Annotated in this window: 14 protein-coding genes and 1 rRNA gene; 13 read left to right on the top strand and 2 right to left on the bottom strand. The window is 53.0% G+C overall.

The genetic code is table 11. From position 1 onward, the window contains the following. Nucleotides 1–218: 218 nt before the first annotated feature. The 9 genes from rrf to Q1L85_RS11635 all read left to right on the top strand — a co-directional run bounded on the left by rrf (nt 219) and on the right by Q1L85_RS11635 (nt 10,459). Nucleotides 219–334: ribosomal RNA gene (gene rrf / locus Q1L85_RS11675) — 5S ribosomal RNA — on the top strand. 688 nt (nt 335–1,022) lie between these two features. After that, nucleotides 1,023–2,165: a hypothetical protein gene (locus Q1L85_RS11670; RefSeq protein ID WP_300427850.1), complete on the top strand. Its 1,143-nt coding sequence runs from the start codon at nt 1,023–1,025 to the stop codon at nt 2,163–2,165. Between the two features lie 2 nt (nt 2,166–2,167). After that, nucleotides 2,168–3,841 (top strand): hypothetical protein, encoded by a 1,674-nt coding sequence (locus tag Q1L85_RS11665; protein WP_300427852.1) that lies wholly within the window; start codon nt 2,168–2,170, stop codon nt 3,839–3,841. A 32-nt stretch (nt 3,842–3,873) separates the two neighbouring features. Then, a complete protein-coding gene (locus Q1L85_RS11660; RefSeq protein WP_300427853.1) occupies nt 3,874–4,506 on the top strand; it encodes a DUF6160 family protein in 633 nt (210 codons plus the stop codon). 2 nt (nt 4,507–4,508) lie between these two features. Then, on the top strand, nt 4,509–6,977 hold the full coding sequence (locus Q1L85_RS11655; RefSeq protein WP_300427855.1) for a DUF6160 family protein: 2,469 nt from the start codon (nt 4,509–4,511) through the stop codon (nt 6,975–6,977). Nucleotides 6,978–7,052: 75 nt separating this feature from the next. Next, nucleotides 7,053–8,603, top strand: a complete 1,551-nt coding sequence (locus Q1L85_RS11650; RefSeq protein ID WP_300427856.1) for a 2-isopropylmalate synthase — start codon at nt 7,053–7,055, stop codon at nt 8,601–8,603. A 4-nt stretch (nt 8,604–8,607) separates the two neighbouring features. Further along, nucleotides 8,608–9,351 (top strand): hypothetical protein, encoded by a 744-nt coding sequence (locus Q1L85_RS11645; protein ID WP_300427857.1) that lies wholly within the window; start codon nt 8,608–8,610, stop codon nt 9,349–9,351. Continuing rightward, a complete protein-coding gene (gene rimI / locus Q1L85_RS11640; RefSeq protein WP_300427858.1) occupies nt 9,351–9,797 on the top strand; it encodes a ribosomal protein S18-alanine N-acetyltransferase in 447 nt (148 codons plus the stop codon). The genes Q1L85_RS11645 and rimI overlap by 1 nt, the downstream gene beginning before the upstream one ends. Further along, nucleotides 9,797–10,459, top strand: a complete 663-nt coding sequence (locus Q1L85_RS11635) for an energy-coupling factor ABC transporter permease (protein ID WP_300427860.1) — start codon at nt 9,797–9,799, stop codon at nt 10,457–10,459. The genes rimI and Q1L85_RS11635 overlap by 1 nt, the downstream gene beginning before the upstream one ends. 4 nt (nt 10,460–10,463) lie before the next feature. Here the strand turns inward: Q1L85_RS11635 and Q1L85_RS11630 are convergent, their stop codons facing one another. Together Q1L85_RS11630 and Q1L85_RS11625 are read right to left on the bottom strand one after the other, a co-directional pair. Next, complete coding sequence (locus tag Q1L85_RS11630) at nt 10,464–10,976, bottom strand: response regulator transcription factor (protein WP_300427862.1); 513 nt, start codon at nt 10,974–10,976, stop codon at nt 10,464–10,466. Further along, entirely contained in the window at nt 10,973–12,187 is a 1,215-nt protein-coding gene (locus tag Q1L85_RS11625) for an ATP-binding protein (protein WP_300427864.1), read from the bottom strand. Before Q1L85_RS11625 ends, Q1L85_RS11630 begins: the two co-directional genes overlap by 4 nt. 113 nt (nt 12,188–12,300) lie before the next feature. Between Q1L85_RS11625 and Q1L85_RS11620 the strand changes: the two genes are divergently transcribed. The 4 genes from Q1L85_RS11620 to Q1L85_RS11605 all read left to right on the top strand — a co-directional run bounded on the left by Q1L85_RS11620 (nt 12,301) and on the right by Q1L85_RS11605 (nt 16,557). Further along, nucleotides 12,301–13,305, top strand: a complete 1,005-nt coding sequence (locus Q1L85_RS11620; protein ID WP_300427866.1) for a fatty acid desaturase — start codon at nt 12,301–12,303, stop codon at nt 13,303–13,305. A 78-nt stretch (nt 13,306–13,383) separates the two neighbouring features. Next, nucleotides 13,384–15,069, top strand: coding sequence for an arginine--tRNA ligase (gene argS, locus Q1L85_RS11615; RefSeq protein WP_300433196.1), 1,686 nt, complete (start codon nt 13,384–13,386; stop codon nt 15,067–15,069). A 23-nt stretch (nt 15,070–15,092) separates the two neighbouring features. Next, nucleotides 15,093–15,638, top strand: coding sequence for an SPOR domain-containing protein (locus tag Q1L85_RS11610; RefSeq protein ID WP_300427754.1), 546 nt, complete (start codon nt 15,093–15,095; stop codon nt 15,636–15,638). Nucleotides 15,639–15,690: 52 nt separating this feature from the next. Then, on the top strand, nt 15,691–16,557 hold the full coding sequence (locus Q1L85_RS11605; protein ID WP_300427756.1) for an alpha/beta hydrolase: 867 nt from the start codon (nt 15,691–15,693) through the stop codon (nt 16,555–16,557). Nucleotides 16,558–16,780: the final 223 nt, after the last annotated feature.

Genomic DNA, 16,780 nt, shown 5'->3' with positions numbered 1-16,780 from the left:
AAGCGTTGTGAGGCGTTGAGCTAACTGATACTAATTGCCCGTGAGGCTTGACCATATAACACCCAAACTGGTGTATAGACACTGATGAATACGAACAGGCAACCGCCGGTTCGCGAGAGAATCTCTTAAAAACTCATGTATCCAACCTAATTGTGCGAAGTATGAAAATGCTTCAAGGCCCGGCAAAACGCGTAAGAGGCTGATGCACAACAAGTTTGCTTGACGACAACAGAGCTGTGGAACCACCTGAATCCATCCCGAACTCAGAAGTGAAACGCAGCATCGCCGATGGTAGTGTGGGGCTTCCCCATGTGAGAGTAGGTCATCGTCAAGCTCTTATTCAAAACCCCCAATTGCTCACGCAGTCGGGGGTTTTTTCGTTTGGCCACATCCCTGTGCCCAACCCTTCGGGTAGCTTCGCTGTGCTGATCGGCTGTCCTGCCGATCAGTCATTGCGAGCTTACCGAACACGTCAAGCTCGCCTGCGACCCCAGTCTATTCAAAACCCCAGCAGGGTGACCTGCTGGGGTTTTTCGTTGTCTGATCGAAACATTTCTAAGGCCATAAACCTTTCAGTGCCTGAATATTCAGGCCCCCGGCGAACCGGAACAAGGGGGTTATCCCGAGCGGATCTGTCATCAAACTGCTCTCACCTTACAACATCTCGTGCCAGCCCTGATATCTCAAAGTAAATGAAACGTAATAGAGCCCCCATGCGACTGACATGGTCAATCAGGCTTGGTATCTTTACCCTCTGGCAGTCGATTAGACCGGATAGCAACAGATAGCCAGGAGATGCCGGACATTTATGTCCGTTTGCTGTAAAGACAGGCAGCGTTGCCGCAAATGTCCTTGAAGCAAAATCTCAGGTGAATATGCTGTCCTGTAACAAGTACTTAATAATAAAAACAAGTTGTCACCGCCCCATTGGCGATTCCGCCTTATAATGAACGAATGTTCTGGTGCTACTTGCCTTCGAGACAAAGCGAGGTCCTGAAGTGTTCAAGAGAATGATGTATCCAATGGCTTTTGCCACTCTGGCCGCTGCAGTGCAGGTTTCTGCCCTTGAAGCGATTTCCGATCGTGAGATGTCGGAGATCAATGGTCAGGCGTTCATTAAGGTTGACGCTACGTCCTACAACCAGGGTACTGGTGACTGGGCTGGTCAATACGAATTTACTAAGGTGAACCTCGGCCTGGATATCGAGACGCTCACCACGGCAGATACTCTGAAAGTCGGTGAGTTTGAGCGTACGGCATATCAGGACGGTACTGTTCCTGTGCTGAATGACGATCGCACCATCATTTACGATGCCAATGGCAATCCCGTCGTTCACGAAGCTGACATCATCATCAACGATTTTGCGCTTGGTCGTGTTGAGAACTATCGCAACGCAGCTGAGGCAACAATCGATCCTTTCATGATTCGCGATCCTTATATCGAGCTTGCCTATAAGGTCGAAGACGGCGTTCGTCGAGTAGCCGGTGTACGTATTGGTTTTGCTCAGGCTCAAGGCTGGCTCTCTGGCGAGATCGTTTCTCTGACTGGTCGCTTCCAGGGTGAGATTCGTGGTCTTGTCGCCACTGTATATGAGCAGAACTGTGATAGCTGGCTCGATGGCTTTAACTGTCTTGAGCTTTCGCTTGCTCAGAGCACAGAAATTTATACGCAGATCGATCTGCTGGATGCATCTAACGGTAGTGGTACTGCGGGTAACGGCGAGGCATATCTTAAGCGCGCATCGTGGGCCGGTGTTCCAAATGGTCGCAGTTTCGAAAGTGATGACAGCGGCTTTATCGCAGGTCTGATTCCAACTCTGACTGTTGCCGATGACTGTGAAGTGACAGGCACTCCAGCGTGTTTCCGTACTACGCTCTACCAAAGTATCTACGTGGGTCAGGAAGGTGTTGGTTTTGAAGAAGGCGGTGCTGCCAGCGGTACCTTCGTGTCATTGCAGACGGAAGCGGTGCCCTGGGAAGATCTTTCTGGTCTTGATTCGGCAGACCGCGTCCTTACAGAACGTGGCGCATACCTGAACATGGCTCAGTATGCTGGCCCGGGAGGCGGTGAGGATGTTCGCTATCCACTTTACCTTGACTTGTACACAGCAACAAACGGTCAGGAACGCGTTGCTACCTGTGTTGGCCAGCTGAAGGGGTGCTGATTATGAACAAGGCTTTATTCTTAACTCCTGCTTTACTGGCCGCTGCAATTTCTGCTCAGGCAGACCTGGTGGCGCTGGATGACGCATCACTCAGCGAAACCACGGGCGAAGGTCTGGGCATGGCGCTCGAAAATTTCGTGTTTAATGTAGATGACGCAGTCACTACCGTCACGGGTATTGAAAGCTCAGATGGTAGTGAAGTGAACGTTGCCTGGACCGAGTTCTATATCATGGGCGAGGGTAGTAACAACGGTACTACCGAAGTAGCAGGTCAGATTGGTAGTGTACTTCATCCATGGGTACTTCAGTCTGTGCGCGGCAGCCGCGGGCTTGCTGACACCGATGCTTCTTACAATGCAGATTACCTGAATTTTGGTTCTGATATCGCACTGCTCGAACTCGCGACTGATCAGTACGACAACCCGGTAGAGAATATTGTGCCTTATTCACAGTTCTCTCTGTATCAGGGGTGTGTATGGGGCCAGCCGGGCTGTACCACGGGCGCTGGAGCTAACGGCGTTGCAGTGCAGAAGATTGATGCCGAAATTGCAGGCTATCAGGCGGATCGCACAGAAATTGATAACCGCTACACAAATCTGGTTCAGATTAATCAGACGATTATTGACGATGCCAGTGCTACTGGTTATATCGGTGTGGCAGAACAGGAGCGTGATGATGCTAAGGCGGTCTCTGAGGGTAGTTACAATGACATGGCGTTTCACTATAACAATACTCTCGACGACGACGAGCGAGGGGAGATTAAGTTAGGTCAGCGTGCGGACTGTGGTTTATTCAATACCAGCTGTTCCTCAGATGAACGTACTTATAATGCCAGCGTTGATCAATATGATGAAGATTTTTATGCCTATGTCGATAAGATCAAGGCATTGACTGAGGCATATAACGACCCAGATCGCAGCTCAACTGGTGTCTCCTACATCCAGCGCGTGCGCGATATCGGTCGCTTCCGCGTACTTTGTGGTTCTGATCTTAGTTCCTCTGAGTGTACAGCAGGCCTTATTGCACGTAAGCAAGAGACCCGTGACGGTATTGCTTCTGTATCGGTAGCCCTTGGCAGCGGTGTAACACGCCGTGGTGGCCTGGATATCGGTTCTAAGTTTGCGTTCACCCTTAACTCTACGGATCAGGACGGCAATGTCACTGAGCGTACCGATTTCCTCGATATCGATATGAAGGGCGTTTACTTCGACGGTTCGCACTTCCGTCTCTGGTCCCGCCCTGATGAGAATGGTCAATCAGAGCTGAATGGTGAGCTGAGCCTTAACCTTTACGCAAAAGAAATGAATATCAATGTGTGTGGTGAAGCATGTGAGGGCGACGCCACGCTGACTGCGGAATCAACCCTGTATCTGGATAACTTCGCTATGAGCCTTAATCTGGGCTACGGCGAGATTCAACCAATGAAATTCGGCGTTACCTCTGACGGTAACTTCGAGTTTGAACTGGTTAAACCAGATGCGGCAGCGATCGGTGTAGACACGTCTGATCCAGCTGCGATGCAGGAGTTCTATAACAGTTATTATGAGAATGCGCCGAAGAGCTTTATCTACGTTGGTAATGTTCAGGTAGGTACCGGTGCGGGCTCAAATCTTGGTAGTATTACCGTAGACGGGCTTCGCTCTCAGTACCTTAAAGTCACCAGCCGTGATATCTGATTGCTGCTCAGAAAGTTGATGGGGTTATAACAATGCTAAAAACCAAACTTGCTGTCACTCTTCTGCTGGGGGCTTCTTTAAGCGCCCAGGCTGAAATGACCTCCATGGCCGAGCAGGAAATGTCTGATGTTTCTGGTCAGGGTGGGGTTTACCTTTCGGGCGAATTTGCTATCAACAAAGATGGCGGTCCACTGTGGGAAAATGGTGAACGCTATCGCTATACGCGGGATGCCAACGGCAACCTGACGCCTGTTCAGACCGACGCTTGTGATAACGGTGTATGTGGTCTGCGCTTTGCGATCAAGCTTAACGAGAGCTCCGAAGGTTGGTATGTCCTCGATGATCTCTCGGGTGGTTTTGCTTTTGAAGGCCTGACACTCCGCACTAAGCCTGCCGGCGAGGCGATGAATTATGATTACATGCCTGATGGCTCCACTACCTATGAGCCGCGTCTGGAAAACGTTGACGATGAGGTCGTGGTAATCGGGCTACCAGGTACCGTGAGCTTCAATAACTTCAAGTTTAAGTACGCCGTAGCCAACAATGGCGAGTATGGGGTTCCACTGGCAGACGGCACACCGTTCCGCCAGACGGATATCATCGGGGTTCAGCTCGATGGCGACATCACCCTGAAAGGCAATCTGTTACTGTTTCCGGTGGATTGATTATGAAAAAATTTATACCTGAAGTAAGCGCTCTTGCGCTGGCAGTAGCGGCGTCTAACGTATCGGCCCTCCAGGCCCTGAATGATGATCATATGGCTCAGGTGACAGGCCAGGCTGGTATCACCATTGAGCAGGATACCGAGTCATTCTCAGCCAGTGAAATTTCATACACCGATGATGGAGTGTCTCTGCAGTTTATCCAGCCTGAATATACGGCGGCAAATGGCGCCAGCACGTTTCACACGCTGAGCACTATTGACGTGAACGAAGATGGTGATTTCATCTACGAAGTGACTGGCGATGAGCGGACCTTCAACATGGCCGGTATCAGTCTTTCTGGCGATGATGACAACTTCTTTGGTCTTGAAGGCACCTATTCCGATCACCTGAAGCTGGTAATTGGTAGCGATGACGAAGGTAATATTGACCTCTCTGGCACTGAGTATCAGACAGAATTCTCGAGACTGTTCTTTAAAGACGGCGATTATGACTGGATTCTGACTGACTTCGGTTTGTCAGTTCTCATTAATTATGGCCGTCTGATCAATACCGATCAGGGCGTCATGCTTGATCTTGGCGACGAGACCAACCGAGGTCTTCATTTTGATTACAGCGTTGGCGGTGTAGGCCTCGGATTGGGTAACGATCCTTTCGCTGCAGATGGTTCTCTGAACAAAGCATTCGGTAGCCTGGATATCAGCCTGGACGCTTACGGCTCAATTACTTTACGCGGTGGCGGCGCGACTGGCAGTGAAGGTATCACCTTTATTCCGGGTCTGACTCTGATTAATGATGACAACGCGGATGCAGATGCATCAAACGATACGCCAGCGTTCAAATACACTGACGATGGTTTCATTATTCTTGCTGAAGATTTCTCCGGAACATTCAGCTCTGAGAATGGCTTCACACTCGACCTCGAGAGCGACGACGAAGGTTCACTTCTCGCTCTTCGGTATCAGGACTTTGACCTGGCGTTCAGTCTGGACAACTTCATCCTTGGTGGCACTGAGGAAGACTATCTGAATGGGCTTTCTCGTACGATGGGTAGCTTCCGCGGGGAAATTCATTTTCGTGATGGTATCGCTGACGGGGAATATCGTGAAAACTACATGAAGTTCCGTGCAGGCGGTCTGGATGGTGATGGTATTACTGCTGATATAAGCTGGAATATCGTATCCGACGATCCTGTTATGGAAACCGATGATATCGGTAGTTACAACCGCCCGGGTGACCTGAATACCTTTATCGCAATGAATGATGATGGTAACTGGGTGTATTTCAATGGCTTTAATAGTTATGGCTCAGGCCGCGCTTACGTTGATATCACCAAGCAGTCTGATAACCCGGGTACTAACGGTCTTTATAGTAACGACTACGATGGTTACTTCGATGGTCTTCGCATTACATTCCAGAACGTCAAAGGCTCTTACAGCTTTTCTGGTGTGACCGTCGGACGTGATATTAAGGACGCTGAAGGCAACGTTATTGGCAACGAAGCTGAGGAAGCCCCACTGATGGGTGGTACAGAGCTGTTGCTCGCGCTGGAAGTATTCCCGTCGTATGACTTTACACTCAATGGTGCCATTACATTGACCCCGGGCGATGTGAACGCAACCGACCCTAACGATCGCCAGGGTATTACCCTTAATGGTGACCTGTATATTTCGGACGCTAATGCGGCGGTCACCGTTGATGAGTACGGGCGTGGTGTGTGGTTGACAGAAACCAATTACGACATTCACATGCGTGATGCCTCCCTGACGGTGACAGAAGATGGTCTGACCTTTAATAAGGGCCTGACATGGTCACGTATTGAAGTCGGTGATGTACGCTTCGGAAGCAAATATGCGGATGACAGTAAGAGCCTCGGTTCGTTTACGCTTGAGCGTCTCGAAGATGGCACTACTCTGTCTGTGGCGTCTGGTGGTGCCGGTCAGGTGTGTATTGACGGTAGCCTGAATGGCGGCGGTACAGGGTGTGCTGATAGCAACGGCGATGGAATTATTAACTCAGAAGATGGTGTGTTCATTGACCGCGGTGAGCAGGGCCTGAACATTAAAGTAAAAGCTATTTTTGCTGAAGATGATGGCACTGACGCTCGTTATGCCGGTAAAGGTAACCGTTTCTCGTGGACTCAGCCTAACGGCACGACTATCGCGCTTGAGAATTTCAGCACAAGTGATGGTCCGGGTTCCGGCACTAACGGATCGCAGACCAACGAGTATGGCCTGAATATCGATATCGCTGTTGACGTTGCGCCGACCATTGTTCGTGATCAGGCTGGCAACCTTGTACAGGATGATGCACTTGGCTTCGCAGTATACGGCCGCCTGCACTTCAAACAGCTGAATATTGACGGCCTGTCTCTGGCAGCGACGCCAGAGAGTACTCCACAAACTCTGATTCAGGGGATTGTTGTTCAGAACGCTGATATCCAGGCTAACCTGACTGCAACACCTATCCGTTAATCTCTCCTCTTGCTGCGATGTCCGGTGATCAGGCGTATACTAAAGGCCTGATTCACCGGCACCGGAGTACCTCCCATGAGCCAGAACAACCGTCTGGTTATTTTTGACACCACCATGCGCGATGGCGAGCAGAGCCCTGGCGCGTCTATGACTAAAGAAGAAAAAGTACGCATCGGTAAGGCGCTGGAAAAGATGCGCGTGGATGTCATGGAGGCAGGATTTGCTGCGGCCAGTCCAGGTGACTTTGAGGCGATTCAGGCGGTGGCTGCTGCCGTTCGAGAGAGTACCGTTTGTAGCCTTGCCCGTGCTGTTGATCGCGATATTGAACAGGCGGCTGCGGCGCTGAAGCTGGCTGAACGCGCGCGTATTCACACGTTTATCGCCACCTCTCCAATCCATATGCAGTACAAGCTTCGCATGGAGCCGGATGCTGTTATCGAACAGGCAGTAAGGGCGGTTACGAAAGCACGTAATCTGGTCGAAGACGTGGAGTTTTCCTGTGAGGATGCGGGCCGTTCTGAGATTGATTTTCTCTGCCGCATCATCGAGGCAGCCATTAATGCGGGTGCCCGGACGATTAACATTCCGGATACCGTCGGTTATGCCATACCAGAGCAGTTTGGACAGACAATCAGCACTCTGATTCAACGCATTCCGAATGCCGATAAAGCAATCTTCTCAGTGCATTGTCATAACGACCTTGGCCTTGCCGTTGCTAATTCTCTGGCTGCGGTTCAGAACGGTGCCCGCCAGGTAGAGTGCACCATCAACGGCCTTGGTGAACGTGCCGGTAATGCGTCGCTCGAAGAAATTGTGATGGCTACGCGTACCCGTCAGGATCTGTTTAATATTGAGACGGGGATCGACACCACGCATATCGTGCCGACGTCCCGTCTGGTGTCCGGCATCACCGGCTTTCCTGTTCAGCCTAACAAAGCCATTGTCGGTGCCAATGCGTTTGCCCACGAGTCCGGCATTCACCAGGATGGCGTTCTGAAACACCGTGAAACCTACGAAATCATGAAGGCGGAAGACGTCGGCTGGGGCGCAAATAAAATGGTCATGGGTAAACACTCTGGCCGTGCAGCCTTCCGCAGTCGCCTGCAGGAGCTCGGTGTCACTTTTGATACCGATGCGGCGCTGAATGAGGCTTTTGCCCGCTTTAAAGACCTCGCAGATAAGAAGCATGAGATATTCGACGAAGATCTTCAGGCTCTGGTCAGTGAAACCGTCAGTGCGTCTGTTCCTGATGTCTATCGACTTGTGTCGTTGGAGTGCCATTCAGCGACGGGTGAGACACCTGTTGCAGAACTGGTGGTCTCCCGTAAGGGAGAAGAGCATCGCAGCCGTGCAGAGGGGAGTGGCCCTGTCGATGCTGCGCTGAAAGCGATCGAGAACATCGCCCAGTCAGGCGCCAGCCTGCTTCTTTATTCCGTTAATGCGATTACTCAGGGGACAGACTCTCAGGGTGAAGTGACGGTTCGTCTGGAAAAAGCAGGGCGCATCGTTAATGGCAATGGCGCGGATACCGATATCGTAGTGGCATCTGCCAAGGCGTATATCCACGCGCTGAACATGCTCGTTTCTGCCTCTGAGCGCACCCACCCACAGAATGACGGTGTCTGACTGAGTGCTTGAGCAACGCCGTGTCGATTATCTGAGATCCATGGGTATCGGAGTCTGGGTGCCCAGATCTCCGCTGCCTCATGCGCCTGCCCCTCGTTGGTTGCCCGAGCAGGGGACAGAACGTCACGAGCATATCTCACTGGCGAGCTCTGAACACGCCCGGCCTGTTGCTGCATCTGATCTGATGCGGGTTGGCCAGCCAATGGTTCATCATGAGCAGCCAGACGTACCTGCAACAACCATAGCTCCCGTACAGAAAGAGCCGCATACTGCTGCAGAGGCGGCTCCTCTTTCGCCGGAGGCGCCGCCAGAACCTATAATGCCTGCAGATATGACACCTCCGCGCTTCAGGCTGGAGTTTATGCGTGTTTCTTCTCAGGGTATCTGGGTAGTGGATGGTGCTCAGAACACCGAGGCGGTTCAGCGACTGATTTATCGGGTGATGTCGGGCATGCGCCAGCCTCAGGATTTTATTCCTCAGCCTGTGAGTTTCCGCTGGCCTTTTATTGAATCCCGCCATGAAGATCAGAGTACGCCGGTTGCACTGCAGGCATTGGGGGCGCAATGGCAGTTCCTGAAAGATCAGGGTGTCAGCTACGTGATTACGCTGGGACGGGAAGCTAAGGTCTGGATGGAAAGAGCCGGGGTAACTCCGGCTTTTCACGCCGAGGGCGTCGAGGCCATTCTGACGTCCGCGAACAATAAGCGAGCCTTGTGGCAGGTACTGAGACATCTTCCGGAGCTTTGATGGCTGACGTTCGAGTTGCTGATACCGACGACCTGGCAGCAGTTATGAAGATTGAGCGGGCTGCGCATGCGTACCCCTGGTCAGAAAAAATCATGTTGCGATATCTGCAGAAGAAAGACGCGGTCTGGATTCTGGAAGAGGGTAACCAGCATCTTGCTCATGCGGTGGTGTCTCTTGTCCTCGATGAAGCAGAGTTACTGATGATTACCGTCGCGCCTGAATTTCAGCGTCGTGGATTCGGAAAGCAATTGCTCAGCATGATGATGAACAAGCTTCAGGCCGCCGGAGCGACCTGCCTGTTTCTCGAAGTGCGAGCGTCAAATACGCCCGCTATTCTGCTGTATGAAGGTCTGGGTTTCGCTGAAACAGGACGCCGTCGAGGTTATTATCCGACGCCTTCAGGTCGTGAAGACGCACTGTTATTCTCCATCGAGCTGATCGACTGATGCTGTTTCTGGGAAATCAGCCATTCCTTGGGCTGATAGCCAGTGTTGCTGCCATCGGCCTGCTTATTTATGTGATCTCCACGATCAACTGGCAGGCACTCCGTCGTCGTCCCGGCACTCATCATTTCTTCGCTGGTGCTGTTCTTATCGTGACGGGGCTGTGGCTGATGCACGCTGGAATAAAACCGGGTCTGCATTTCCACATTCTGGGTGTTACAGGTATGACACTTCTGATGGGATGGCGTCTGGCGATACTCGCCTGCGGGTTTATCCTGACGGGAGTTTATCTGCTGGGGAAGGTCTCCCTGGAAGATCTCGGCGTTTCCCTGTTGTTTGGCTGCGCACTGCCTGTATTCATTACGTGGCAGTTTTACCTGCAGGTATACCGGCGCATGGCACACAATCCGTTCGTATATATTCTGGTGGCCGGTTTTCTGAATGCGGGTATCACTCAGGCTGCCTACGCTCTGATTCTGAGCGGCTGGTATGTACATATGGGGTTGTGGGATCTGAATACCGTCTGGGAAGACCTGCTGCGGTATCTGCCTCTGATGATGTTTCCCGAAGGTGTGGTCAACGGAATGTTTATCGCCGGTATGGTCAGCTTTCACCCCCGTTGGTTAAGTACCTTCGATCAGGATTCCTACTTCGGGCAAAGCTGAGCCGTTAACGTGGTGCGTACTTCTGCAGTTTTCTCTGCAGAGTCCGCCGGTGCATATTGAGTGCCCGTGCCGTGGCAGAGATATTGCCATCATGCTCATTCAGAACCCTCTGTATGTGCTCCCACTCCATGCGGTCGACAGACATGACGCTGCCCGTCGTCTGATCCACTGAGGAGTCTTCAAATGCGCGTTGCAGGTCGGTCAGAGTGGCGGGCTTGTGCAGATAGTTATCTGCCCCCGCTTTGACCGCTTCAACCGCTGTCGGTATCGAGGCGTATCCTGTCAGCATCACGATGGAGCTGTCTGGCCAATGCTGTTTCAGGGTTGCAATAAGATCGAGTCCCGAGCTGTCCGCCAGACGCAGATCCAGCACAATGCGATCCGGCGTATCAGTGATACTTGCCAGAGACTCCGGGTGGGAGATGTGATGACAGGTATGCCCGGCCCTTTCCAGGCTGCGCTTCAGCACCTGCCCGAAGTGTTCATCATCGTCGATGATCAGATAGCAGAGTGTCATTGTTGAGATCCTTCTTTCCGCCTTGGCAGAACCAGATGACAGACGCTGCTACCGTCTTCCTGAGCCCGCAGGTGAAGTGTTCCTCCAAATTGTTCGATACTGGCGTTACTCAGGTACATGCCGATGCCTAAGCCGTGTTCTTTGGCGCTGGCAAACAGAGCTTCGTCATCGATATGTGCTGACGCCTGAGGGTCCGGTTGGATGATATCCAGCTCCCAGTGCGTGTCTGTCGTGCGGCAGCACAGGCGGACGGGACGATCACCGGCCTCCGCTGCGTTGTCCAGTAAATTAAGAAGCGCCTGATCAAGCAAGGGTGAGGCTGCTATCTGCGCTTGTCCGTTCTCTTCAACGGCCTCCCAGAGTGCCTGAGGTTTACTCAGTCGCCAACGGTGCAGCTGCCTGTTCAGCCACTCGCCAGCGTCATGTTCTGAATGCTGGTACGCATGCCGGCCTGCCATGGCCAGCTGCTGCAGGCTCTGTCGACAGCGCTCAACCTGAGTCTGCATCATAGCGACGTCTTCGGCGTCCGCGTTGCCATTCTGTAGCTCCAGCTCATCCAGAAGCATGCCGAGTGTCATCAGGGGTGTGCCCATTTCATGAGCAGTGCCTGCCGCCAGTGTCGCGATACCGATCAGCTGTTCGTTTTTTAACTGACGTTCACGCAGATCCTGAATCTCCTGCTGATGCAGGTGCCGGTCGCGCATCAGTACCGGCACGATGACGGCGATGATCAGCGTACTGATGACGAAGGTCAGCCACATGCCAGCAAGGTGCCAGTCAAACAGGGCGTCACCCGTGTGCGTTGAGGTCGCAAGTGGCAGATGCCACTGCGTCAGCAGGCTGTAATCGATAACCAGCAGCATCGCCACGACGCCGACTTTCCAGCCCTTGAGACAGTAGGCTGCAACCACCATCAGGACCATAAAGTAAGAAATCAGCGGATTGGTGGCGCCACCCGTGAAATACAGCAGTAGCGTAAACAGCTGTGCTTCGGCCAGCAGGCTGGCAAGAAGGAGATCCTGATGCACGCCGGAGCTTCGCACCTGCCAGAGTGTCAGTGCAAGTACAGGCAGATAGCCGGCAAGCGTCCACCAGGCGCCCGCTGGAACGAGAAAATCAGCGAGCGGCAGCCAGAGCAGAAAGAGCAGCCAGACGATCGCCATCGACAGCCGCAGCAGGCCAAGGCGTTTATGGGTAACGAAACGGTTCACGGTTTACGGACAAAGTGGCATTTTCGCTGACTTTACACCAAAGCTGAGCGTTTGGGGGTATTCTGAGAGTAAGTGCTGATGTGAATCACGCTGTGACACACCGTGGAGGGTTTATGAGGAATCCGCTGGCGTTGTTACCCCCCGTTCAATGGTCGGCTCTGCGTCACGCAGATGCTTTCTGGCCTAACCTCCTGCTGCTTTTTTACATACTGATGTCTCTGGTGGTCTCAGTGTTGCTGATGGCGACAAGCGGCTGGGCAGGCTGGTGCCTGGGTGTTCTCATGATGGGGCATAGCCTGATAGTCAGTGCTTACCTTATCCATGATCTGACGCATCAGACTCTGTTCCGTCATCCGGGTCATAACGCCAGGTTGGGTCGGTGTCTGGCCTTTCTCACCGGAGCCTGTTACGGCGAATACAACGAGTTGCGACGGAAACACATGCGTCATCATGTTGAGCGCACCGACGTGGTTGCTGTCGACTATCGCGCCTGGTTAGAAAGATACCCGTTGGTTCGCAGAATCGTCGAGAGCCTTGAGTGGTGTTATATCCCGGCGGTTGATCTCATCATGCACGGACTGGTGATGGTGGCCCCTTTTGTGTTCAGTGACTACCGTCACCTGCGCGTTTACACGGGGACGATGCTGATCCTGCGCTTAAGTATTTTTGCGCTCCTGATCGTCTATCAGCCAGCCGTAGCGGCCGGATACGTGGGTGCTCAGTTGTTGATGATTCATGTGTTGCGGTTGATGGATATGCACCAGCATACCTACGATGTGGTGTATGGCTCGGTAGAGGGGCATGAACGGCCAGACGCTGAGTATGAGCGCCAGCATACCTTTTCTAATCCGCTGGGTGAGTCAGTACTGGCTAACCTGCTGGTCCTCAATTTTGGTTACCATAACGCGCATCACGAACGCCCGACGGCGCCCTGGTATCGGCTGCCCGCACTGCATCGTGAGTTAGCCGGTCCGCAGGAGCAGACCTTTGCTCTGGCCGATGTACTGCGAAATCTGCATCGCTATCGCGTAGCGCGGGTGATGGGAGGCCCCGATAAGACGGACGGACGTCCTGGCTTCGGTGGACTTTATGGGGTGTCTTTTCTGACGACTCTGTAATCTGCTTCACCCGAAGGGGCATTTTTGCGATAATCCCGGCCCTTTTCTGAATACATTCCCGGGTCCGGATAAGTCGCTATGAAACCGCAAATCGCAGAACTCCTGAACGCCGCTGTCGACGTACTGAAACAACAGAATATTGTTCCTGCTGATCTTGAGCCCCGTATCCAGATAGAGAATACCCGTGACAAGTCTCATGGTGATCTGGCCACCAACCTCGCCATGATGCTGGCGAAGCCGGCAGGTAAAAATCCTCGTGAGCTGGCACAGCTGCTGGTGGATTCACTGCCGGAAACGTCACTGGTCGATAAGACTGAAATTGCTGGCCCTGGCTTTATTAACTTCTTTCTGAGCGATGAGTCCACCTCGTCTCTGGTCGGGGCTGTTCTTCAACAGAAGGGCGCCTATGGCCGTAATAACGATGGTGAAGGTCGCAAGGTTCAGGTTGAGTTTGTTTCGGCGAACCCGACGGGGCCATTACATATTGGCCACGGTCGTGGTGCGGCGGTCGGTGACTGTCTTTGTCGCCTGCTGGAAGCGACCGGCTGGGATGTGACTCGTGAGTTTTACTACAACGACGCAGGTCAGCAGATTAATAATCTGGCGCTCTCCGTTCAGGCCCGCTGCAAAGGCCTGACACCAGACGATCCGAGCTGGCCGGAAGACGGCTACCGCGGTGATTATATCGTCGAACTGGCTGAGAGCTTTATGCGTGGCGACACCGTGCATTCTGAAGACCAGAGCTTTACCGGTACCGGCGATGCCGATGACCTGGACGCGATCAGACATTTTGCGGTTGCCTACCTTCGTCATGAGCAGGACCTCGATCTGAAAGCATTCGGGGTCGATTTTGATGTGTATTTCCTGGAGTCTTCGCTCTATACCGAAGGTAAGGTCGAAGAAGCTGTGCAGTCGCTGATCGCCAATGGCTACACCTATGAAGACGGTGGTGCATTATGGCTGCGCACCACCGACTTCGGTGACGATAAAGACCGTGTGATGCGCAAAACAGACGGTGGTTATACCTACTTTGTACCTGATGTTGCATACCATCTGAACAAGTGGCAACGCGGCTTCACTAAGGTGATTAACGAGCAGGGTGCTGATCATCACTCAACAATCACCCGTGTACGCGCTGGCCTGCAGGCGCTGAACGTAGGTATTCCAGAAGGCTGGCCAGATTACGTGCTGCACCAGATGGTGACAGTGATGCGTGGTGGCGAAGAAGTGAAAATTTCTAAGCGTGCCGGTAGCTACGTCACGCTGCGTGATCTGATCGACGAAGTGGGGCGTGATGCCACGCGTTATTTCCTGGCAGCGCGTAAGGCCGATGGTCAGCTGACGTTTGATATCGACCTGGCCCGCTCGCAGTCATCTGACAACCCGGTGTACTACATTCAGTATGCTCACGCTCGCGTGTGCTCAATCTTCCGTAAGCTCAGCGAAGCGGGACAGGCGTGGGATGCAGTGACGGGCATGGCTGCTCTTCCGGCTCTGACTCTGGAGTCCGAAAAAGAGCTGATGGTTAAGCTGGGGCGCTATCCTGAAGTCGTCAGAAACGCAGCGAACAACAGTGAACCGCATCAGGTGGCTAACTACCTGCGTGAACTGGCCGGTGATTTTCACACCTGGTACAACGCAGAAAAGACGCTGGTGGATGACGATGCGCTGCGTAATGGGCGTCTGACACTTGCTGAAGCCATCCGTCAGGTCCTGGCTAATGGTCTTGAACTTCTGGGCGTCAGCGCTCCGGAAGAAATGTAAGCCCGCAGGCACAACAGGAGCTGATGATGGCAGATTCAGGCCGCAATACTCCGGGGTGGGTGTGGGTCATTATTCCTTCGATCGCGGTCGCATTCGGTGCATTTATTATGTACCTGTCGACCGTGCCCGCGGGCGATGAGGCGGGAGCGGTCGGTAAGGACGCCCGAAGCGTTATTGAGGCGAGCGCAGAACAGGCGCGCAAAGATGCTGAGAAAATTGGTAATGCCGCCAAACCTTCTTACGATTTTTATCGCCTGCTGGAAAAGCAGACGGTTGAAGTGCCTGACGTCAAAGAATACAAGTCTACGCCAAAGGATGCGGCAACAACCTACGAATACCGTTTGCAGGCGGGCTCCTTCCGTTCTGCAGAAGATGCCGACCGTATGCGTGCCGGGCTGCTGCTGGGTGGCCTTCCGGCATACACAGAAAGCAGCAGTGTGAATGGCTCCGTCTGGCATCGGGTATTTGTTGGTCCTTACACCGATCGTTCCCGTCTTAACAAAGCCCAGGACATCCTGGCGAGTCAGAATATCAGTCCTCTGGTGCTGAAGCAGAAGCGCGACCAGTAGCCTGTCAGTGCTCCCTGTGCCAAAGTAAGAATACTCGGCACAGGAGGCGGCTATGACACTTGAGGCTCACACTCACTTTCTCAACGTTGAAACCCCGGAAGGTCCACGCCGGATCGCCTGGGAGTGCTGGCATGCGCACGGCATGGAACAGGCTCCCGTCCTTATCTGCGTCCATGGCCTGACGCGTAACCGCCACGATTTTGATCTGATTGCCAAAGCCATGTCTGACCACTACCGGGTGGTGACGGTCGATATTCTGGGCCGTGGAGACAGCGACAGGCTGACAGCACCTGAACATTATGGCTATCCCTTGTATATCAGTCAGATGCTGCAGTTACTTAAGCACATCGCAGAGGCAACAGGCGAGCAGCGTTTCGACTGGCTGGGGACGTCGATGGGCGGGCTGATCGGTATGATGATCGCAGCAAGTCCGGGCAGCCCGATTGAGAGGCTGATCATGAACGACATCGGGCCTTTTATCCCGTTAAAAGGGCTTACCCGCCTGAGTGACTATGTCGGGCGGGATCCTGCGTTCTCTACGATGGCGGAAGCTGAAGAATACCTGCGCCTGATACTCTCGGGTTTTGGTCGCCTGACTGAAGAGCAGTGGCGACACATGGCGCGCTATAGCGTCGCGACAGGCGCGGATGGTTATCTCAGATTGAGATACGACCCGGCGATTGCCTCGGCATTCAATGGGCTTAGTGAAGATGTTGACCTCTGGGCCGTCTGGGACGCGGTGTCTTGCCCGGTACTCGTTCTGCGGGGGGAAGAATCGGATCTTCTGGATTCCGGAACGGTGGCCAGAATGTGCGAAAAACCCTCGGTATTATCCCGGGCATTTGCACAGTGTGGCCATGCCCCGGCACTGATGTCTGACGACCAGATTCAGTGTGTTCGTGACTTTCTTGTCATGTAAACAAGTGTTAACTGATTGGCTAACAAAAAGTCGACATTGTTTAGATGGCAGATTAGCCGCCTGTGGTCCTTACTATAGATATTCAAGAACCACTTCTGGCGGACACCATGGAAGAACAGGAACTGAGCAAACCCGTTGAGCTGCACACCCACATTCTTGGGGCTTTTGCATCTGCCTGTCTGTTGTTGACGGTAATGTTACTTGCCGGCTGAACAGTCCGTGT

The sequence above is a fragment of the uncultured Thalassolituus sp. genome (genome assembly GCF_950066645.1).
Classification (GTDB): domain Bacteria; phylum Pseudomonadota; class Gammaproteobacteria; order Pseudomonadales; family Oceanobacteraceae; genus Thalassolituus.
Note: the sequence above shows the minus strand (reverse complement) of the source record. Positions and strands in the feature narration are given on the sequence as shown.